This is a genomic window from Novosphingobium sp. CCH12-A3 (genome assembly GCF_001556015.1).
GTDB classification, from domain to species: Bacteria; Pseudomonadota; Alphaproteobacteria; order Sphingomonadales; family Sphingomonadaceae; genus Novosphingobium; species Novosphingobium subterraneum.
The window spans coordinates 81,179-102,061 of record NZ_LSIA01000198.1 but is presented as its reverse complement, the minus strand read 5'-3'; the positions used below and the strand labels follow the sequence as shown (position 1 = coordinate 102,061).

General features: G+C 63.1%; 17 protein-coding genes and 1 pseudogene. 7 read left to right on the top strand and 11 right to left on the bottom strand.

Annotated features, from left to right (window positions below; genetic code table 11):
• Both AX703_RS15215 and AX703_RS15210 read left to right on the top strand, forming a co-directional pair.
• Positions 1–698, top strand: a pseudogene (locus AX703_RS15215) (alkene reductase); the annotation flags it as partial.
• A gap of 11 nt (positions 699–709) precedes the next feature.
• Positions 710–1,510: an SDR family NAD(P)-dependent oxidoreductase gene (locus tag AX703_RS15210; protein ID WP_062345240.1), complete on the top strand. Its 801-nt coding sequence runs from the start codon at positions 710–712 to the stop codon at positions 1,508–1,510.
• Positions 1,511–1,568: 58 nt separating this feature from the next.
• On the opposite strand, the gene AX703_RS15205 is transcribed toward AX703_RS15210, so the two are convergent.
• The gene (locus AX703_RS15205; RefSeq protein WP_062345238.1) at positions 1,569–1,760 is read right to left on the bottom strand and encodes a hypothetical protein; all 192 of its coding nucleotides are present in this window, start codon (positions 1,758–1,760) and stop codon (positions 1,569–1,571) included.
• 272 nt (positions 1,761–2,032) lie between these two features.
• Here AX703_RS15205 and AX703_RS15200 point away from each other — a divergent pair, with 272 nt between their 5' ends.
• From AX703_RS15200 to AX703_RS15185, 4 genes are all read left to right on the top strand, one after another.
• Entirely contained in the window at positions 2,033–2,818 is a 786-nt protein-coding gene (locus AX703_RS15200) for an SDR family NAD(P)-dependent oxidoreductase (RefSeq protein WP_082734623.1), read from the top strand.
• 11 nt (positions 2,819–2,829) lie between these two features.
• Positions 2,830–4,002 carry an acyl-CoA dehydrogenase family protein gene (locus AX703_RS15195; RefSeq protein WP_062345236.1) on the top strand — a complete coding sequence of 391 codons (1,173 nt, stop codon included), beginning with the start codon at positions 2,830–2,832 and terminating at the stop codon, positions 4,000–4,002.
• A gap of 78 nt (positions 4,003–4,080) precedes the next feature.
• On the top strand, positions 4,081–4,572 hold the full coding sequence (locus AX703_RS15190) for an Lrp/AsnC family transcriptional regulator (RefSeq protein ID WP_052242557.1): 492 nt from the start codon (positions 4,081–4,083) through the stop codon (positions 4,570–4,572).
• On the top strand, positions 4,569–5,084 hold the full coding sequence (locus AX703_RS15185; protein ID WP_062345233.1) for an Lrp/AsnC family transcriptional regulator: 516 nt from the start codon (positions 4,569–4,571) through the stop codon (positions 5,082–5,084). Before AX703_RS15190 ends, AX703_RS15185 begins: the two co-directional genes overlap by 4 nt.
• A gap of 63 nt (positions 5,085–5,147) precedes the next feature.
• Here AX703_RS15185 and AX703_RS15180 read toward each other — a convergent pair whose 3' ends face one another.
• The 7 genes from AX703_RS15180 to AX703_RS15150 form a co-directional block, all read right to left on the bottom strand.
• Positions 5,148–6,653, bottom strand: a complete 1,506-nt coding sequence (locus AX703_RS15180; protein WP_082734622.1) for an amidase — start codon at positions 6,651–6,653, stop codon at positions 5,148–5,150.
• On the bottom strand, positions 6,650–7,723 hold the full coding sequence (locus tag AX703_RS15175) for a Rieske 2Fe-2S domain-containing protein (RefSeq protein ID WP_062345231.1): 1,074 nt from the start codon (positions 7,721–7,723) through the stop codon (positions 6,650–6,652). Before AX703_RS15175 ends, AX703_RS15180 begins: the two co-directional genes overlap by 4 nt.
• A gap of 89 nt (positions 7,724–7,812) precedes the next feature.
• Positions 7,813–8,679, bottom strand: coding sequence for an amidohydrolase family protein (locus AX703_RS15170; protein WP_062345230.1), 867 nt, complete (start codon positions 8,677–8,679; stop codon positions 7,813–7,815).
• 4 nt (positions 8,680–8,683) lie between these two features.
• Complete coding sequence (locus tag AX703_RS15165; RefSeq protein WP_062345228.1) at positions 8,684–10,387, bottom strand: class I adenylate-forming enzyme family protein; 1,704 nt, start codon at positions 10,385–10,387, stop codon at positions 8,684–8,686.
• 145 nt (positions 10,388–10,532) lie between these two features.
• A complete protein-coding gene (locus AX703_RS15160) occupies positions 10,533–11,699 on the bottom strand; it encodes a helix-turn-helix transcriptional regulator (protein WP_062345226.1) in 1,167 nt (388 codons plus the stop codon).
• Between the two features lie 39 nt (positions 11,700–11,738).
• On the bottom strand, positions 11,739–12,902 hold the full coding sequence (locus AX703_RS15155; protein ID WP_039335975.1) for an LLM class flavin-dependent oxidoreductase: 1,164 nt from the start codon (positions 12,900–12,902) through the stop codon (positions 11,739–11,741).
• Between the two features lie 324 nt (positions 12,903–13,226).
• Complete coding sequence (locus AX703_RS15150) at positions 13,227–16,691, bottom strand: acyl-[ACP]--phospholipid O-acyltransferase (RefSeq protein ID WP_231735559.1); 3,465 nt, start codon at positions 16,689–16,691, stop codon at positions 13,227–13,229.
• Between the two features lie 179 nt (positions 16,692–16,870).
• On the opposite strand from AX703_RS15150, the gene AX703_RS15145 reads away from it, so the two are divergent.
• A complete protein-coding gene (locus tag AX703_RS15145; RefSeq protein ID WP_062345224.1) occupies positions 16,871–17,476 on the top strand; it encodes a TetR/AcrR family transcriptional regulator in 606 nt (201 codons plus the stop codon).
• 245 nt (positions 17,477–17,721) lie between these two features.
• Here AX703_RS15145 and AX703_RS15140 read toward each other — a convergent pair whose 3' ends face one another.
• Genes AX703_RS15140 through AX703_RS15130 form a run of 3 tightly spaced genes read right to left on the bottom strand, consistent with a single transcriptional unit; the run spans position 17,722 to position 20,787 of the window.
• On the bottom strand, positions 17,722–18,882 hold the full coding sequence (locus tag AX703_RS15140; protein WP_039335971.1) for a M20 aminoacylase family protein: 1,161 nt from the start codon (positions 18,880–18,882) through the stop codon (positions 17,722–17,724).
• Complete coding sequence (locus tag AX703_RS15135) at positions 18,875–19,372, bottom strand: Lrp/AsnC family transcriptional regulator (RefSeq protein WP_039335969.1); 498 nt, start codon at positions 19,370–19,372, stop codon at positions 18,875–18,877. Before AX703_RS15135 ends, AX703_RS15140 begins: the two co-directional genes overlap by 8 nt.
• Positions 19,373–19,386: 14 nt before the next feature.
• Positions 19,387–20,787: an aspartate aminotransferase family protein gene (locus AX703_RS15130; protein ID WP_039335967.1), complete on the bottom strand. Its 1,401-nt coding sequence runs from the start codon at positions 20,785–20,787 to the stop codon at positions 19,387–19,389.
• Between the last annotated feature and the right edge of the window lie 96 nt (positions 20,788–20,883).

Genomic DNA, 20,883 nt, shown 5'->3' with positions numbered 1-20,883 from the left:
GCCCCGATCCAATCCCCGGCCCCGATGGCATCCCCGTCGCCACCGAAATGCCTCGCGCATTGGCAGCGCACGAGATTCCCGGCGTGATCGCCGAATATGTCGCAGCTGCGCGCAACGCCCGCGCCGCCGGCATCGACGCGGTCGAACTGCACTGTGCCTCCGGCTACCTGCCGATGCAGTTCCTCTCGTCCAATTCAAACCAGCGCAGCGACGCCTATGGCGGCAACGCAGAGAGCCGCGTCCGCTTCGTGGTGGAAACGCTCTCCGCAATTGCCGCCGCCATTGGCGCGGGCCGCGTCGGCTTCCGCATCTGCCCAGGCGTTACCTTCAACGGCATGGCCGACGCCGATCCAGCCGAGACCTATACGACCCTGCTGAAGGCTGTGGACGGCATGGGCCTCGCATATTGCCACCTGATCCACATTCACAACGCCGGGTTCGACAGCCTCGAACTCGTCCGCGCCAACTGGCGGGGCGCGGTGATCGAGAACTGCGGGCTCACGCTCGACAAGGCCAACGCGGTGATTGCGCAAGGCAAGGCCGAGGCCGTTTCATTCGGCTACGCCTATATCGCCAACCCCGATCTCGTGGAGCGCTTCCGTTCCGGCGCCCCGCTCGCGAAGGGGGACCGCGCCACATTCTACACCGGCCACGGCGACGATGCGCGCGGCTACACCGACTACCCGCGCGCGGGTTGAGCGAGGACACCATGAACAGACTTCAAGGCAAACGCGCCGTCGTCACCGGCGGAGCGCAGGGCATTGGCGCAGCCATTGCCCGACGTCTGGCGGATGAAGGCGCGCTGGTCGCCATTCTGGACCTTTCGACGCAGAAGGCTGGCGCAGTCCTGCCCGCTCCCCACATCGGCGTTGCCTGCGACGTGTCGGACACCGCCTCGGTGGACGCCGCCTTTGCGCAAGTGGCTGACCAGCTTGGCGGGATCGACATTCTCGTCAACAACGCCGGGATCGGAAGCGCGCCGGGCGATGGCATGGCCGAATTCTATGCAGGCCAGGCTGCCCGCGCGGGAGGCGATGAAACTGCCTTTGCCGACCAGACCCTCCACTGTGCTGACGAAGGCTGGTCAAAGGTCCTGTCCATCACGCTCGACGGCGCCTTCCGCTGCAGCCGCGCCGCAGTGCGGATGATGGCTTCACAAGGCGCAGGCGGTTCGATCATCAACATCGGCTCAACCGCTGCGCTCGCCGGCAATGGCCCGGTGCCCTATGTCACCGCCAAGGCCGCCGTCCTCGGCATGACACGCGCCATGGCGCGCGAGCTTGCCCCGCGCGGAGTTCGCGTCAACGCGGTCAACCCCGGTGCGACCGAGACTCCGATCTACGCGCCCCTGCCCGAAGAGGTGAAAGCCGCCGTCGCCGCGGATAGCGTAATGAAGCGCCTTGCGCGGCCAGAGGAAGTCGCAGGCGCAGTGGCTTATCTCGCCAGCGAGGATGCCAGCTTTGCCACCGGCAGCACGATAAATGTCAACGGTGGCGCCTGGTTCAGCTAAGCGAGGGCTGCCGACGCCTTCGAACCTGGTCAACGTGCAGCCGCGCCATTGATGAAATTCAGCGATAAGACGCGGATCTTTCGGCGCTATGCGCCACATTTTCCATGACAACGGTTGGCAGGATGACGATGCAGGCCAGGACGTTGATCACGACGGCCAGTTCGAATGCGATCAGTAACCGCTCATCCGCGGCGGTAAAGCCAGTCGGGCCGACCGCCTCGGGGCTCCGCGTCTTTCGCTTCAGGACCATGAGCCACCTACACGATTAGAGACATCAGGAGCGCCATTCTACGCAAGAAGCCATTGGTTTCCAAGGAAGATTTTAACTGACGGGATGCGTCTCGGCTTGTGTCGCCTCCTCTGCATGGTCAAAATTGACCAAAATGCCGCAAAGAGCGGTGGGTTGCGGCTAGAAAGGTCGATATACGAAATGATAAAGCTGTTATTTTGCGCATTAGGTTGACATTGGCGCGGCAACAGGTGCATTTGCGTTGAGATCAAGGAATCGGGAGAAGCAAAGCAATGGCTCATGACATGACCGGCAAGATTGCCGTGGTCACTGGCGGAAGCGATGGCATAGGGCTTGCCACCGCGAAGCTTCTCGCGGCGCGCGGGGCGACCGTGGTGATCTGCGCCCGCCGCGAGGACAAGCTTGAAGCTGCTCGGACCGAGATCGCGCAATTCGGGAAGGTCGAAGCCGTCAGACTCGATGTATCGGATGATGCCGCCTTCACCGCTCTGATCGAGGATGTTGCCGCACGACATGGACGGCTCGACATGCTCGTCAACAATGCCATGTCGGTGCACTACGCACCGATTTCGAAGCTGACCCTGGAACACTGGCGCAAGGATTTTGCAGTCAATGCCGATGCCGTGTTCGTCGGCACCAAGGCGGCAATGGCGGTGATGGCGAAGCAGGATATTGATGGTCGCCAGCGCGGCTCTATCGTCAACATCGCCTCCACCTGCGGGATCAAAGCGTTGGCCAACATGGCAAGCTATTCGGCCTCGAAGGCCGCACTGGTCCACTTCACCGCAGCTGCGGCGATGGAAGGTGCCCCGCTCGGCATCCGGATCAACTCCATCGTGCCGGGGCAGGTGCAGACCGCCGCGACGCAGGACTATGAAAGCCGCGCGCCTGATTTTGCGGCCGCAACCACCCGCGCCATCCCGATGCAGCGTGGCGGCGAACCCGACGAACTGGCCGAGGCGATCGTGTTCATGCTCTCCAGCGCAGCCAGCTACATCACCGGCACTGCCCTGCCCGTCGATGGCGGCAAAGCCGCACAGCTCTACATGCCGGGTTGAGGCGCAGCGACATGAAGCTTGGATTTTCCGCCGCCGACGAAGACTTCCGCGCCGAATGCGCCGAGTGGCTGCAGGGCCAGATGGCAGGCGAATTCCGCGATATCAGGGGCGTGACCCAGCTTACCGCCATGCCCGAACGGCGGCGCGAATGGGAGCAGCAGCTCGGCGAACACCGCTGGGGCTGCATCGGCTGGCCGACGCAATGGGGCGGGCGCGATGCTACGCTGGCGCAGCAGGTGATCTTCGCCGAGGAATATGCCCGCGCCGGGGTTCCGGGACGCATCAACCACATCGGAGTGGAGCTTGCCGGCCCCACCATCCTCACATTCGGGACCGACGAGCAGAAGCGCCGCTTTCTTCCGGATATCGCCGCCGGCAAGACCATCTTCTGCCAGGGCTTTTCCGAACCAAATGCCGGGTCGGACCTTGGCAGCGTGCGCACCAAGGGGCGCTTGGAAGATGGCGAATGGATCGTGGATGGCCAGAAGATATGGACCAGCCTTGCCCATATCTCCGACTGGATCTTCGTCGTCACCCGCACCGAAGAAGGATCGCAAGGGCCAAAGGGCCTGACCTTCCTGATGATGCCGCTGGATCAGCCGGGCATCGAGGTCCGTCCCATACGCCAGATCAATGGCGACGCCGAGTTCAACGAGACCTTCTTCACCGAAGCGCGCTGCCCTGCCGACAGCCTGATCGGCGCACCAGGAGATGGCTGGAAGATCGCCATGGGCCTGCTTGCGTTCGAGCGTGGCGTGTCCACGCTTGGCCAGCAGATGGGCTTCCGCAACGAACTGGACGAAATCATCGCCGCGGCCAAGGCCACCGGCAAGGACCGTGATCCGGTAATCCGCCAGCGCATCGCCAGCGCCGAAATCGGCCTGCGGCTGATGCGCTACGGCGCGCTGCGGATGCTTTCGAACAGCGATCATTCCAGCATCGACGGCGCTGCCCTCACCTATAAGATCCAGTGGGCATCATGGCGCCGCCGCCTTGGCGAACTGGCGATGGACGTACTGGGCCAGGCGGGCGAAGTGGCCGCCGGCGGATCTTACGAATGGGACGTCCTGCCCAACCTGTTCCTGTTCAGCCGCGCCGACACGATCTACGGCGGCACCAACCAGATCCAACGCAACCTGATTGCTGAACGCGGCCTTGGTCTTCCTCGCGAACCGCGCGGCTGATCGCCACGGCCCGCCCGCTTGCCCTTGCCCCGCTGCGTAGCGCGCTCTAGGCTACCTTACGCAAACGGGGGGAACGCCTTGTCTGAAGAAAAGCCGACACGCCGCGCCAAAGGTGCAACGCTTGACGATATCGACCTGCGCATCATCGAAGTGCTGCAGCGAGATGGACGCGCGCAATCCACGGTGATCGGCGAGGAACTGGGGCTGACCGGTAATCTGGTAGCGAACCGCATCCGGGCGATGGATGCCGCCGGGCTGATGCGCGTCGTTGCCCTGGCGGACTTTCGCGTCCACGGCTATCGTCTGCTTGCCCGCATCCGCCTTCAGGTGAGCGGCCGCGCCCCGCTCGAGGTTGCGCATGAACTGGCACAGCGCGAACATGTGCTGTCAGTACACCTTACCTCGGGCCGTTACCCGGTCAGCTGCCTCTATGCCTTCCACGCCGCGCGCGAGATGATCGAGGCCGCGCGCGACGTTTCGGCCGGGATCGCAGGCGTTGAGGACGTCGACGTCGAACTGCTTAACACCGTCTACCGCTACAACACCGCCGTTGGCCCCATCGCCGCATGATCGACCAGTTCCCGCAGACCGACGAGCTAGACCGACAGATCGCCGAAGCCTTGGCCGACGATGCGCGTCTTTCTTTCCGCAAGATTGCCGCAGACCTCGGCGTCACCGAAGGGACGGTGCGCGGGCGGGTCAAGCGGCTGCAGACCGCGGGGCTGCTCAAGCTCGTCCCCATCGTCGATATCGCGCGCGGACTGGACGCTACCAACGCCGGCCAACATATGATGTTCGTGACGGTGAAATGCGCCAGCGGCAAGCTCGATGCCGTGCGCGAAGGCCTGCTCGCCCTGCCCGAGGTCCGCGCGCTCTACGACGCCAACGCCGCGCTGCGGCTGATCGCCATCTGCGTCCTGCCCAGCCTTGAAGACGCAGCTGCCGTCACCAACCGGGTGCTGGCGCTGGAAGGCATCCGCGAAGCCGAAACCGAGCTGGTCCTCCAGACGGTAAAATACAATGCCGCCATCGGACCCATCGCCACAGTGGAGGACTTGCGCGGAATGGATGCGAGTGCCTAAGATCAGCCTTGATTCTTCGTCCCCCGGGCTTGACCCGGGTGGTCAGAAAAATGGCTTACATCTTCAGACCTTCGCTCGCCGCCCTGCCCACGGCGCGGCGCGTTCCACCTGCCCAGCCAGCTGGAAGAGCACCCCTTCTTCGCCAAAGCGGCCGGTGAACATGATGCCGATCGGCAGCCCATCTTGCGACATTGCCAGTGGCAGTGACATGCTCGGCTGGCCGGTGCCGTTATAGATGCCGGTGAACGCGGTGAACGTGCCGACCTCGCGGCCCCAGTCCATCAGCGAACGGCCGGTATCCAGGCCGATCCGGCCCAGCGGCACCGGCGGCGCCGACAGCGTAGGCGAAAGAATCACGTCCCAGCGTTCCATGAACTGCGCGATGGTGACAGCGGCGGCTTGATAGGCGTTGTTCCCGCGCGCAAAGTCCATGCCGGTGTAGCTCTTGCCCATCGCAATGAAATCGAGCGTGGTGCGCTCCAGCACGTCGGGGCCCAGTTCAATGCCCAGCGCCTTGGCCCGGTCCACGCAATCGGCCGCGACCGACGACGCCATCAGCGCAAAGCTGCTCGCCCCGATCGCCGCCATGTCGATCTTCGGCGCTGCCTCCTCGACATGGTGGCCAAGGCTTTCGAGCAGCCTGGCTGCCGCCTTCGTGGCCTCCACCACTTGCGGATCGACCGGCGCGCCAGAATACGGGCTGAGCATCAGCGCGATGCGTAACTTGCCCGGATCGCGCCCGACCTCCTGAAGGAACGGCCGTTCCGGCGTCGGTGCGCTATAGCGCGAGCCCGGCTCCACCCCGTGCGTCGCATCAAGGATCGCGGCGGAATCGCGCACCGTGCGGCTGACTGCGTGGTGGACCGACATGCCGCCCCAGCCTTCGGTCCTGAGCGGCCCCATCGGCACCCGGCCGCGCGAGGGCTTGAGGCCGAACAGCCCGCAGGCCGAAGCCGGAATGCGGATAGAACCGCCGCCGTCGGTGGCGTGCGCCGCCGGAATCACACCCGCCGCCACCGCTGCCGCCGCGCCGCCCGATGATCCCCCCGCGATCCGCTCCCGATTCCAGGGATTGCGCGTCGGCCCCATGAGCACGCTTTCGGTCGTGCCGGTCAGGCCGAACTCGGGCGTGGTCGTCTTGCCGAAAATCACGAATCCGGCGCGTTCGATGCGGCGCACCAGTTCGGAGGTCACGCTGGCGCGCTGGCCCTTGTAGAGGCGGCTGCCGTTCTCGGTGACTTCGCCGGCAATATAAGTGTTGAGGTCTTTCAGCAGCCACGGCACGCCGCTGAACGGCCCTTGCGGCAGGCCTGCCGCAATCGCCTTGCGGGCGTAGTCGTAGTGCTTCTGCGCCATGAAGTTCAGCTGCGGGTTCAGGGCCTCGGCCCGCGCAATCGCCGCTTCCAACAGCTCGCTGGCCGAAACCTTGCGCATTCTCACAAGCTCGGCAAGCCCGAGAGAATCGTGGGTATCGAGGACGTCGTTCATCGCGTGCGCATTCCCCGGCAGGCCGGCGGTTGCGGCAAGCGCAATTCCGCCGGCAAGGGCTTCCCGTCTGGTCGTCTTCACTTCACGTAGTACCGCGAATAGTACTTGCGGAATTGCGCGATCGGGCCGTCGCCTTCGCAGATCAGGGCATTGGGCTCAAACTTCTGGCGATCCCAGATCACCTTGTCCTGATCGAACTGCTTGCAGATGTCGCGGATGATGGCGCGGGCAACGCCGGCCCGCTCACCCTCGGCTTGAGCCCGGGGCTGGGTAAAGCAGAAGCGCACGTGGACATGGTCCAGTTCGACCGGGGTGATGCAGGCCACCAGCAGCGTCTCGGAAATGCCGGTAAAGCGCGTCCAGCTTTGCCCCGGACCCATCGTGTCATAGCTGATCTGGCCGTCGACCTCGCCCCACGGCGTACCCATCTTGGCCTTGACGTCGGCCCCGCGGCCCCATTCGCCCCAGCGCAGATCGCCCAGCGGCACGTTGGCGGTGCCGTGGATGTACTTGAAGTGGGCCACGTCCACGCCGTTCTCGGCCATGTTTTGGATCGAACCGTAGACGTTCCATTCGTAGATGTCGTAGTCGGTCCACTCAGGATCGGTTGCCTCGGGCAGGTGGACCACGTCGAAAAGCGGCGCGGCGTCCTCGGGATGATACCACACCCAGATCCAGCGGTTCGCCTCGGTGACATGCCAGGTCCGCGTACACTTGCGCTTCACCTGCGGCGGGATCGACTTCGAATAGGGGATTTCCTTCACGGTCCCCTCTTCCCCGTCATAGCGCCATGCATGGAACGGGCACTCGAGCAGGTTGCCATGAACCTTGCCGCCATGGCCCATGTGCGCGCCGAGATGCTTGCAATAGGCATCGAGGACGCGGACCTTGCCGTCGTCGCCACGCCACATCGCCAGGTCCTGCGAAAAATAGCGCAGCGGCTTAACCTCCCCCACGGCAAGGTTTGCCGAAAGGTCGATGGGATACCAGCCGAGCGGGAAGCCGATGTCGAGATTGCGTTCTGCTACCGAAGCACGGCCCGGTACCGGCGCGGTGCGCCAGTCGGTCAGGTCCTTGCCTTTCAGCTTCTCGAGGATCTGCCACACCGCCACTGGAGCGGTGCGGGCATCTGTTGCCACTGGATCCGCCATGGTTTCACTCCTGAATTGCCGGGGCGGGGGTTGTCTCCGCATGCCGGCGATCACTGGGGGGAGCAGACTTCCCGGCTCCCTGGGATTGCTTAGAGCCCGAACACCTTCATCGCGTTTTCGCGCAGGAACTTGGGCCACACCTCGTCCTTGAATGGCACGTTCTGCATGTCGGACATGATGCGATCGAGGCTGAGGCCCATCGGGAAGTAGCCGGCGTAGATCACCTTGTCGGCGCCACGCGTGTTGGCATAGTCGATGATCGCCTTGGGGTAGTGCTTGGGCGCAAAGGCGCTGGTCGAATAATAGAGGTTCGGCCATTTCAGCATCAGCTTCACCGCCAGCGCCTCCCACGGCTCGGCTCCGTGGCGCATGACCACCTTCAGTTCCGGGAAGAACCAGCAGACCTCGTCGAGATGCTCGACCTTCTGCGTCTCCATCGGGATGCGCGGGCCGGGAATGCCGACGTTCAACAGGATCGGCAGGCCCAGTTCCTCGCACGCGGAATAGATCGGCCACATATACTTGTGGTTGATCGCCACCTGCGGGAGCGTGCCCGAGGGGAACACCGAGACGGCGGAGAGGCCGACTTCGGCGTGGATGCGCTTGATCCGGCGGACTTCCTCGGTGCCGTTGTTCGGGTTGACCGGCAGGTCGAAGAAGAAGCGGTCGGGGTAGAGCTCCTTGGCGCGGTACGAGGTTTCGTTCTCGTTCCAGCCGACGAGCGCCTTCTCGACGTTGTGCTTGTCCATCTGCGCCACGGTCCAGGCGAGGTAATCGTCCTGCTTGCCCGACTGCGGGATGTCCTTGAACATGTACTGCGCGGGCATGGCGAACTGGCCCAGCGTCTGCTTGTCCTTGATCAGCGGGCGGAACGGCGCGAACCACTCGGCGCGGTCCTCGGCATCGGGAATGCCGAGCATGCAGTCGATGATGCCGATGTTGGTGGGCATGGCCATTTCGTTATTCTCCAGAGAGTTCCGGCCACAACTTGCGCAAGGCGATCTTGTCGACCTTGCCCAGCGCGTTGCGCGGCAGTGGCGTGGTAGTGACGGCGACCCGGGTGGGCGCCTTGTAGCGGGCAAGGCGGCTGGCGACCCATTCAATCACCCCCGCCTCGTCTATGTTCGGCGCGATGACCACGGCGACCAGCCGCTCGCCCAGCCGCTCGTCAGGCAGGCCGAAGGCAGCGCACTCGGTCAGGCCGGGGATCGTGCCCAGCACGCGCTCGACCTCGGCGCAGTAGATGTTCTCGCCGCCCGAGATGACCATGTCCTTCTTGCGGTCGACGATGACGACATAGCCATCGCTATCGACCATCCCGACATCGCCGGTGCGCAGCCAGCCATCCTCGGTCAGCACGGCAGCGGTCTCCTCCGGGCGGTTCCAGTAGCCCTGCATGACCTGCGCGCCGCGCACCACGATCTCGCCGGTCTCACCTTCGCCCAGCACCTGCCCGTCCGGCCCTTCAATGCGCACTTCCACCATGGCGAGCTTGCGCCCGGCCGCCGCCGGTCGCGCCATGAACTCCGGCCCCACAGCCTGCGCGATCGCGCCCGAGCACTCGGTCATGCCATAGCCGGTGCCGATCTGCGCATGTGGGCACAGCGCGTGGACTTCCTCGACGAGGTTGACCGGCAGCGCCTGTCCGCCACAGCCGATGTTGCGCAAGGATGAAAGGCTGGTCCCGTCGATCCGCGCGCGGTGGAGGATGTCCCACAGCATCGTCGGCACGGCGCTGAACATGCTGATCTGTTCAGCAGCAATCAGCCGCGCCGCTTCCTCGGCATCCCAGCGGCGCATGATCACCACCTTGCCCCCGCCCAGGAAGGGCGAAAGGAAGCCCGAGCCGAGCCCCGAAACGTGGAACAGCGGATAGACCAGCAGCGAGGCCTGCTGCGGCATCTGCGCCATCAGCGCCTCGGGCGTGGTGCCCATCTGCGCCGCCATGTTTCCCAGCACGATCATGCCCGACATCTGCGTCGACATCAGCCCGGTGATGACATTACGATGCGAAAGCACCGCGCCCTTGACCCGGCCCGTGGTGCCCGAGGTGAACAGGATCGCGCAGGGGTCGGTAGCCTTTGCCACACTGGCATCAGGACTGGTATCGGCAGTGCGGCGCGCCAGCTCGTCGGCGTTGCATGGCTTGGTCAGGTCGAGCACCCGGCCCTCGAACCCGGCCTCGCGGATCGCGGCAGTGCGCTCGCTGTCGGCCAGCACCACTGCCGGGTCGACATCCTCGAGCATCGCCAGCACTTCCGGGCCGGAGCCACGACTGTTGACCAGCACCGCCACCCCGCCCGCCTTCATCACGGCAAGGAACGCCACCAGCCATTCGGCGCGGTTGCGCATGGCAATGGCCACGCGGTCCCCGCGGGCAATGTGCAGGATCGGCACCAGCTGGTCGCGCCAGGAAAATACCTGATCGTAGGACATGCGCCGTTCGGCGCCCGCACTGTCGAAATCGACCACGCAAGTGCGGTCTCCAAACCGACGCGCGGATTCGATCAGAAGGTTGAGATCGGGCGGCGCGGCAATGAACTGGCGCAAGCCGTCACGCTCGCCGATCTCGAACGGCGATCCCGGCCCGGTCACACGCGCCACCACGGCATCGGCAGAGGCGACCTCCTGCGGGCGAGTGCTATCGCGCAACATGTCGGACATCGCTCTCCCAAACCTCGTATCGCCTTGTCTGCCTCCTATGTATCGCGCAATTTGCGTATTTCAAGCGTCTTTTATTTGCGCATATGCCTTTCAAGGCCACACATAAGAGCCGCCCCGCGCAAACTGGCGGAATTGCGCGAGTCGCCTATCCGCCGATGGAGGCCAGCAGCGCGACTAGCTGCGCCTGGCGATGCACCCCGGTCTTGGCAAAGACCGATCGCAGCTGCACTTTCGCCGTGTTGTGGGCGATTCCCAGTCGCCGCGCCGCCTCGACCAGGCTCAGCCCCTCGCCCAGCACTGCGGCGAGACGCGCCTCGGCCATGGTCAGGCCAAGCAGGTCGCGCAGCACCTGGGGATCATTGCCGTTCTCCAGGCCCTTTTCCGGCCCCGCCTGCCGGTGCGGGCGGGCAAGGAACAGCGCCAGCGCCCCGGCCCCGCCGTGGATCGCGTTCAGCTCTACCGGCCGCGCCGTTACCACCAGATCGCCCCGCCCTGGCCGCTCGATGCGGAAGCGGGTGAGTCCAAGCTCGCCCCCTTGCGCCAGCAGCTCGCCCACCAGCTTGTGCTGCGCCGCATCGGCAAGGACCAGCTCGTCGCCCCTCCGGCGCAAGCCTTCGTCCTGGGCCAACAGCGCCTCGGCCAGGGCGTTGCTGCTGACGATGCGCCGGTTGCGATCCAGCACCAGCAGCGCAAGGCCAAGCCCTTGCGCGGTGGCATGGAACATGCCGTGTTCGGCCCCGGCAAACTGCAGCTTCTCGAACAGCGAAACGGCAATACGCAAATGCTGCGCCAGCGCCTGCAGTCGCGCCCGCTCCTCCCGCGTGAAATCGGGCAGCGAATTGTGCCGGCTGATACGGAACCGCGCTTCATAGCGCCCCTCGTCCGGCCGCCCTCCCCTGCCTCCGGCCGAATGGCCGCCGCCAAAGTGCAGGTCGATCCCAAGCACCTGGTCGAACCCGCTGCTCGCCATCGCCTGGCGATAGGCGGCAAATGCGCTGTCGGGCAGCTGCGCCATGAACTCCGCATAGGATGTCACCACCCCGTCGCTCAGTCCCTGGAACGGGTCCTCGGCAAACAGCGTCTCGGTATAGGCTGCATCGAACGCCGCATCCGATCCCGGCGTGAGGAACGTCGCGGGCTGGCGCTTGCCCGGCGCGGTGATGATCAGCGTGGCAAAGCTCGCCTCCATCCACCGCGCCAGCGCTTCCAGAAACCCGCGCCACGGCTCCGCCTCCCCGTCCCCCACCGGGCCGACCCCGGCATAAAGCCGGGCCAGCAGATCCGAAAACCCTTCATCGACAGCGCCGCCCATCCACACAGCATAGGCGGCGCGCGCGCGGACTGACAGTGCTTATTCCGCCGCTTCCATCTCTCCCGCTTCGGCCACTTCAAGCGCCCTGAAGTGCGGGATCACCTTTTCGCCGATGTTGCGGATGGTTTCCATGATCACCTCGTGCGGGATGCCGCCCATCTGGAAGATGAAGAGGATCTCGTCGGCGCCGGCGTCCTTCAGCCGCTGGACATAGCGGATGCAATCGTCGGGCGTGCCATAGGCGTCCTGCGCCACGGTGTAGTTGGAAAGGTGCTCGTCCCCCACCGGGATCGCCTCTTCGGACAGGTAAGCGATGGTCGCCTGCTTGCCCTGCTCCAGCACCTTGGCGTGATCCTCTGCGTCGAGGTCCTCGTCGACGGAGGGCTTGGCTCCGCCTTGATACCAGTAGGCGATGGACTCGGCGAAGAAGCGCTGGCCGCGCAGGCCGATCTTGCGCGCCTTCTCGCGGTCATCCAGCACGGTAGCGGCGCAGAGCGCGGCAAGATGCTCGGTCGGGCGGAAGCCGACCTGATCCTCGGCCTTGCGGGTGCGGAAAGCCTCGCGATAGATCGCGTTCTTCTTGGCAATCTCGTCCGGCCCGGAAAAGCCCAGCACCAGCGCGCCGATGCCGCGGCTGCCGGCCGCCACCAGCGTGTTCTCGCGCGTGCAGGCCATGTACATCGGCGGATGAGGGTCCTGCCACGGGCTCGGGTGGATCGGACGCTTGGGGATCTTGATGTAGGTGCCGTCGTGCTCGATCTCGTCCTGCACCATGATCTTGGGGATCAGGTACATCGATTCATCGATCATCGGCTGCAGTTCGTTCAGGTCATAACCGAAGGTCCCGGCCTCCTGCTGCGTGCCGCCCTTGCCCACGCCGAAGTGCAGGCGCCCTTTCGAAAGAATGTCGAGCGTGGCGATGCGCTCGGCCACCTTGACCGGATGGTTCATCGCCGGCGGCAGGCAGACAACGCCGTGCCCGATGTGGATGCGGCTCGTCGCCCCGGCGATGAACGCCAGCACCGTCTCGGGAGCAGACATGTGCGCGTACTGCGTCAGCGCGGTATGCTCGACGCACCAGATGCAGTCGAAGCCCATCTCCTCGGCGAACTTGGCCTGCTCGACGATCTGGAGGAACACCGCGCGCTCGTTTTCGCGACTGGCATCCACCATCTGCGCTTCATAGATGATCGAGAATTTCATGGGGCATCTCTCCGGGCAGCCCGCGGCTCTTTGGCCTGTTCCTGGGCGTGTTGACGTTCCGGATCGAAAACTATCGCACCTGACACCATCGCGCATAACCCAATAGGGTTAGGCAGTTTTGTGCTTCCACGTTTCTCGGCTGGACAGACCCTGCCCAAGGGGGCCGCCGGATCGCACCAGAATAAAGGGCGGCGATGCAACCCGGGGATGTGCAGTCGCAGCACTGATACAGTTGCGCTGAGCTGGCCGGAGTGCCCCGCAACAGCGCAGCACTCCCTGCACCGGCCTCAAGCACATGAAATTCGGCCGACATACGCCTTGCGATCAGGCGTCGTCCGCGGTCGCGAATCCTTCTGTCATATCGTCCGGCTCGTTCGCCACAGGGTTACCAGGCACAAGCAGGGCCATGTCGCTCATGGTAACGTAGTCGAGCTTGCCGGTTCCCAGCACGGGCAGTGCTTCCACCACACGGATGTCACGCGGCACCATCAGTTCGGTCACGCCATTGGCCTTGGCCCAGCCTTGCAGCGCCTTGTGCTCTGCCGCAGTTGCAGTGGTGAAGAGCACGAGTTGTTCACCCTTCTTCGGATCTGGCCGGGTCACAACGGCATGGTCGAAACCGGGCCAGCACCTGGCTGCGTAGCCCTCGACAGCAGGGAGCGAGACCATCTCGCCGCCGATCTTGGCGAAACGCTTGGCCCGGCCACGAATGGTTATGAAGCCTGCCTCGTCAATGGTGACGATATCGCCGGTATCGTGCCAGCCTTCCAGTGGCGGCTGGAGCTTGCCCGGATCGGAGGCGAGATAGTATCCTGCCATGACGTTGGGGCCGCGAATGTAAAGGCGTCCGCCTTCCTCGATCCCGGGCACGGTTTCCAGGCGGGTTTCGATTGCGGGCAAGGCGCGGCCGACACTGCCCGCCATGAAATGCATCGGCGTGTTGACCGCGATGACCGGCGCCGCCTCAGTCGCGCCATAGCCCTCGAAAATGCGCAGGCCGAACTTGTCGGCATAGGTCCTTCGCGTCTCGTCACGCACTTTCTCGGCCCCGGCAAAGATATAGCGCAGTGAATAGAAATCGTAGCTGTGGGCCATGCGGGCATAGCCTGAAAGAAAGGTATCGGTGCCGAACATGATGGTGGCATTGGCGTCATAAGCCAGTGCCGGCACGATGCGATAGTGCAGCGGGCTCGGATAGAGGACCACCCGGATCCCGCTCAACAGAGGCAGCAACGTTCCCCCCGTCAGGCCGAAGGAGTGGAACACCGGCAGCGCATTCAGCACGATGTCCGAGGCGTTGAAATCGATGCGGGCAGCAAGCTGTCCGCAGTTCGACAGGAGGTTGCGGTGCGTCAGCACGACGCCTTTCGGTACGCCCTCCGAGCCGCTTGTGAAGAGAATGACCGCAGGTGCATCGGGCGAGATTCCCAGCTTGAGATGCCGGTGTTCGGCACTGCTCGCACCCAGCAGGGCGCGCAGCTTTTCGAATGTCCCGATGGTTGCGCCGATGTCTTCGAGCCACACGATGCGCAGCCCGTCAGCCTCGAGTGCTGCAACCACGTCATGCAATTTGGCCTGATCGACAAAGGCACGGGCGGTGACAACAGTACGGATGGCCGCGGTAGCGCATGCCGAACGCATGTTGGCCGCGCCGACGGTGAAATTGAGCATGGCCGGAACGCGACCGATAGCTTGCAATGCGAAGAAGGCTGCTATCGCGCCATTCACATTGGGCATCAGCAGGCCAACCGCCTCGCCCAGCGCCGTATCGCGGGCCAGTCGTTTGCCGAGCAGGGTAGTTGCGGCGAAGAGCTTGTCGTAGCTCATCGGTTCGCGCTTCACGTCCTCCACGACAAGTGCCTTGCCGCCATGGATGGCGCGAGCCTCGGCCAGAGCGCTGAACAAGGTGCGATCGGTGTCCGAGGTCGCGAACATCATCGTGCTCATCTCGTCGTAAAGCCGTCGTCCAGCAATCGCGCGACGCTGGCGCGCGGTCATTTCTCCTTCGATGGCGAAATGGCGCGGCGGCAGGACCGTAAGTGTGATCTTCGGGAACCAACGCAGGCGCACCTTGCCCTGCATCCTCGAGAACCGCGTATATTGTGGTCCGTCGAGGCGCACCGGAATGATTGGCGCTTCGGCCTTGTCGGCAACCATGCCAGGGCCATCGAACACTTTCATCAGTGCGCCGGTGCGGGTGATCCGGCCCTCCGGAAAGATCACCAGGGTTCGTCCCTCCTTCACTGCCTTGACCATCGCCTTGGCCGCCATCGGGTTGGTGGGATCGACCGGAAAGGCCCGGAACAGCTTCAGGAAAGGCTTGATCCAGACCGATCGCGCTATCTGGGTATTGACCGCGAAAGTGGGCTTCCCGGGCAGAAATGCCCCCAGCAGCACCCCATCAAGGAAGCTCACGTGGTTTACGACCACTACAGCACGTTCGCCCGCCCGGGGCATGTGTTCCATGCCAGAAACCTCCACGCGATAGAGTACGCGCAAGGTGAGACGGATCACGTCCTTGAACAGCGTCTCTGGCAGCAGCCAGACAGAGGCAAGCGCGACGAACAACGTGGCAAAGCCGAGAGCGCCGATCAGACCAGGTATGTCCACACCGGCGGCCAGCAAGCCCGTGATGGCAAGCACCGCGAGTACCGTGAGTCCGGCATTCACGACATTGTTGGCAGCGATGATCTGCGAGCGCTTGTCCTCGGGGCTGGCTACCTGAAGGATGGCATAGAGCGGAACGATGAACATTCCGCCGGAGACTGCGATCACTGCAAGATCAAAAAGAATATGCCAGGCGCCCGGCGTGCCGAGGAATTGCGGCACCGATGCTCCGGCGGTCCGCACCTCAAACCCGCTTGTGGCGATCCACAGATCGATCAGACCCGCGGCAAGGACAAGGGCCGAGATCGGCACGTAGCGGGCCGAGACCTCACCCTTCAGCAAACGATTCACGATCAGGGAGCCGACCGCAATGGCAACCGAGAAAACCACCAGAAACAGCGTCGCCACTTCCTGCCGTGCCGCCAGCGTACCCGAGACGAGCGGCGCGAACTCGCTCACCAGGACCGCGCCCGCAGCGAAGAACCAACTGATCCCGAGAATCGAAAGCCACACGCCGCGACCTTCACGGGCTGTGGCGAGAATGGCCCGGGTTCCACGACACAGGTTGCGATCGATCGCGTGGCCGTTGCCGCTTGGCGGAGCACCGGGCACGGCAAGGCTCATCACAAAGCCAAGCAGCGCAAATCCAAAGGCGGCAAGCCCCGCTTCCCAAGGAGGGATGACGCCCGCCAGCAACTGTCCGCCAAGAATTGCAAGGAAAGTGCCGCCCTCGATCAATCCGGTCCCGCCCATCACTTCGCCAGCATGGAGGTGCTGGGGCAGGATCGAATACTTGACCGGCCCGAACAGCGTCGAGTGCACTCCCATGAGGAACAGGCTGGCAAGAAGCAGCGGAAGGGACAGGTACCAGAAACCGGCTAGCGCTATGGCCATGATGGCGACTTCGGCAGCCTTGATCCAACGGATGAGGCGCGCCTTGTCCATCGCATCGGCAAGCTGTCCGGCGAGCGAGGAGAACAGAAAGTAGGGCAGGATGAACAGGCCCGTAGCCACTGCTGCCAGCAACTTTGCCTTTTCGGGATCGGTAGAAAGGATGCCGAAATTGGCGAGGAACAGCAGCGCGAACTTCAGGAGGTTGTCGTTGAAGGCACCGAGGAACTGGACCGAGAAGATCGGGCCGAAACGGCGCTTGGCAAGCAGGCTGAAATCGGGTGCGGACATCTGGAACCCTTTGCAATTCAAAGCTGCCAATACCGGAACAAGTGTTCCGGACGGGTTAAGGGCAGAAAGCCAGGCCAATCCAGACCCTCTCCCCTTCGCGACTCGCAGGTTAGCCGACAATTATACATTGTTCAATTAAAATAATGGACAGTGTTCAATTTATGCCTTAGCCATACGCCATGGGACGCAGATCGGATCATAGCCGCGACGAGTTGCGCGAAATCATCGTTGCCGCTGGGCATAGGCACATGGAGGAAGTGGGATTTGCACACTTCTCGGCGCGCGAAGTAGCCAAACGCATCGGCTATTCGATCGGCACGATCTACAACGTCTTTGGCAGCTACGACGCGCTGATCCTTGCCATCAACGGGCGAACCTTGGCGCTGTGGCGCGACCACCTTCGGCGGCGTCTGGCAGCCATGGGAGAACCGAGCCCGCCTCACGAAAGGCTCGCGGCAGCTATTACGGCCTATTTCGAATTTGCAAAAGGCCACCGACACGCTTGGGCGGCGATCTATGATTTCCGGCTGCCGGAAGACTGCACGCCTCCTCCAGAATACCAAGACGAAGTGCGCGCTATTTTCGACGTCGTCGTTCAGGAAGTGCGCGCCGCATTGACTCCCGACAGGAAGGATCTGGCGGAACACCTCACGCGCTCGCTGCTGGCGACTGTCCATGGACATTGCGTCTTTGCCATGAACGGAACCTTCACGATACTTGCCGAGCCATCGCCGGTCGATGCGGCCCTGCAACGTGTAAAGGACGCGGTCGGGATCACTCCTTGAACCGATACCCGTGACCAAGAGGCGGATGCAGAAACTGCAACTATGAAGTAGCCGTTCGCATTTGCCAAAGAATGAAAGCTACCGCATATGCGAGGTGCCTTTCAGGCATCCTCTCCCAAACTTTTCAAGGCTGGCCTTCGGGCCGGCCTTTTTTTGACCCAATCGCCATTCTGACAGATCCCGTGGGTAAAGCTCCCCGATCAGAAACGCGTGTGTGCTTCGGGCTTCCTGCAAGTGTCCGAATGCTACTTGAGCCAGTGCCGCGCCAGCGCAACATGCAACCGCACGCCGTTTTCAAGCACAGCATCGTTGAAATCGTACTGCGGATTATGAAGCGGAGCCGTGTGCTCATGGGTACTCTGCCCAAGCCAGATATAGGCTCCTGGGCGCTGCTGCAGCATGAAGGAGAAGTCTTCCGAAGTAGGTGCGGGCTCCGGGGCAAGTTCCGCCGTTCCAACGGTCGCGGCCACTTCAAGGACGTCGGCGGCAGCCTGGGCATCGTTGATCGTTGCCGGGTAGTAACGGTCGTAATCGAGCGCGCATTCAACCTCGAACGACGTTGCGATGCCCTCCAGCATCGCCCGCATTCGGTCTTCGATCCGATCCTGCACGGCCGGGTCGAACGTGCGGACAGTACCGGCCACCATGACTTCTGCTGGGATCACATTGTGCGCGTGGCCGCCATGAATCTGCGTGATTGAAAGCACGGCTGACGCATAAGGCGGCACGGCGCGACTGACGATGGTGTTGAGTTGCTGGACAAGGCTGGCCGCAGCAAGGATCGCATCAGGACTGTCCTGCGGTATCGCTGCGTGTCCGCCCTTGCCGGTCAGCGTGATCCGGAACTTGTCTGCCGCGCCCATGATTGCGCCGGGGCGCGTGCTGATCGTCCCGGCAGGAAGACCGGGCCAGTTGTGCAAGGCATAGACCCGATCGCAAGGAAAGCGGTCAAACAGCCCTTCCTCGATCATCACGCGCGCGCCGCCAAGCCCTTCCTCGGCAGGTTGGAAGATGAGGTGGAGCGTACCGGCAAAATCGGGATCGGCAGCCAGAACCCGGGCAGCGCCCAACAGCATGGCGACATGGCCGTCATGCCCGCAGCCGTGGAAGGAGCCGGGCGTCTTGCTGGCCCAGGGCAAGTTGGTCATTTCCTGAATCGGCAGGGCGTCCATGTCTGCCCGCAGGCCAAGTGTGCGCGATCCTTCGCGCCTGCCCTTCAGGACCCCGACAACTCCAGTCGTGCCGATGCCTTCATGCACTTCGATGCCAAGTGCGCGCAGCTCATCAGCAATGCGGCCTGCTGTCCGCTGCTCGCAAAACCCGAGTTCCGGATTGGCATGGATATCCCGACGCAGTGCGACGAGATCATTCAAAAGATCCGCTTGCAACTGAACCTGGTCAGCCATGCGTCTGTCCAAACAGGTTCTGGATCGGGAGTCTGTGCTTGATGAAGGGTGATTTGATCACGATGTAGCTGAAGTACTTCTCGATGCCGTAATCACTTTCGAGCATGCCTTCCATGATCGATTGATAGTGTGAAACACCGCGCGCCACGAACTTGAGCAGATAATCATAGCCGCCTGAAACGAGGTGGCATTCGACGATCTCGTCGAGCTTGGCAATGCGGCTTTCGAAACGGCTGAAATCGCCCTGGCGATGTTCGCTGAGCGTGACTTCGGTAAATACCGTGAGGTATTCACCCAGCTTGCTGAAATTCACGTGTGCGCCATAGCCCGTGATATATCCGGCCTTTTCCAGGCGCTTGACCCGCGTCAGGCAGGGGCTCGGCGAAAGGCCGACCGCATCGGCCAGTTCCACGTTGGTGATCCGGCCCTCCTGCTGGAGCTTGGCAAGGATCTTGAGGTCTATCCTGTCGAGCTTGGGTCCGGGCAGCATGGTTTGTTCCCCCGTCAGGCGTCTTGCAGCGCGACGACCGCGCGAATGTCGGGCTGCTCAAGCAGTTGGTCAAGCGACCGTTCTACCCGTTCGAAGATCATATCCATTTCGTCGAGCGAGCAGCATAGCGCCGGTGCAAAACCAATGACTGCATTGGCAAAACAGCGCACGATCACCCCATTGCCATAGGTCAGCTTCGACAGACTTCCGCCAATGTCGAGCGATGGATCGAAAATTGCCTTCGTCGCCTTGTTCGGGGTCAGTTCGATCGCACCCAACATCCCGCGATAGCGTACGTCGCCAACCAGTGGATGTGACCTGATCCGTTCCATGTGTTGCGCGAACCGCTCACCCGTCACGCGGCCATTTTCCAGCAGGCCGCCCTCACGATAAAGGCGCAGCACTTCCAGGCCCACCGCAGCGGCCACGGGGTGGCCAGAATACGTCTGGCCATGGCCGATCGGCAGCGCGGCAGGCGCTGCGTCGGCGATGGTCTGGTAGACGTGGTCGGCCATGAACATGGCGCCCATCGGTATGTATCCAGACGTCAAGCCCTTGGCCGTGGTCATGAAATCTGGAGAGACATCTTCATCCAGACAGGCAAACAACGGCCCGGTGCGGCCAAAGCCGGTGATGACCTCGTCCACCAGCATCAGGATGCCAAGTCGGGTACATGCTTCGCGAAGAGCCTTGAGCCAGCCCTTCGGGGGCACGATCACCCCGCCCGAACCCTGGATCGGTTCGCAGCAAAATGCCGCCACGTTGTCCGCCCCGAGTTCTGCCACCTTGGCCTCAAGCGCTGCGACTGTGGAAGCGATCACGGCCGCGTCATCGTCCCCTTGAGGATGACGATACTGATATGGCGAGGCGATATGGTGCTGCCATGGCCGTGGCAGATCGAAATTGCGGTGGAAGTTGCCCAGCGCGGTTAGCCCGGCGCCAAGGCTACTAGATCCATGATATCCCCATTCCAGCGCGATGAAATGTTTCTTGTCGGGCTTCCCGGCGGCATTCCAGTAATGGACGATGTAGCGGATCGCGCTGTCCACCGCGTCAGAGCCGCCCTGGGTGAAGAACACATGGTCCAAGCCATCGGGCGCGGCGGCAGTCAATTCCCCCGCAAGGCGGATGGCCGGTTCACTGGCAAAATGGAAATAGCCCGTGGCATAAGGCAGGCGGCGCATCTGCTCTGCCGCAACCTCGACGATCGAATCCTGACCATAGCCGACATTGACGCACCACAACCCGGCAAAGGCATCGAGCAACTGGTTGCCGTCCGCATCGGTCAACCACATGCCCTTGCCGGTTTCCAGCACGATGGCGCCATGCTGCTCGTGCCCCCTGAACGACGTGACCGAGTGGATCAGATGGTCGCGGTCGATATCGATGAGGGAACGGTTTGTTGGGTTGGTCATCGCGTTTCGTCCATTCCGTAGCATTCGCTGAAGGCTATGTCAGCGCCCCAAGCGGGTTTCGCCGAATGAGCAAGCAAATGATTATCGGCGTCCTTT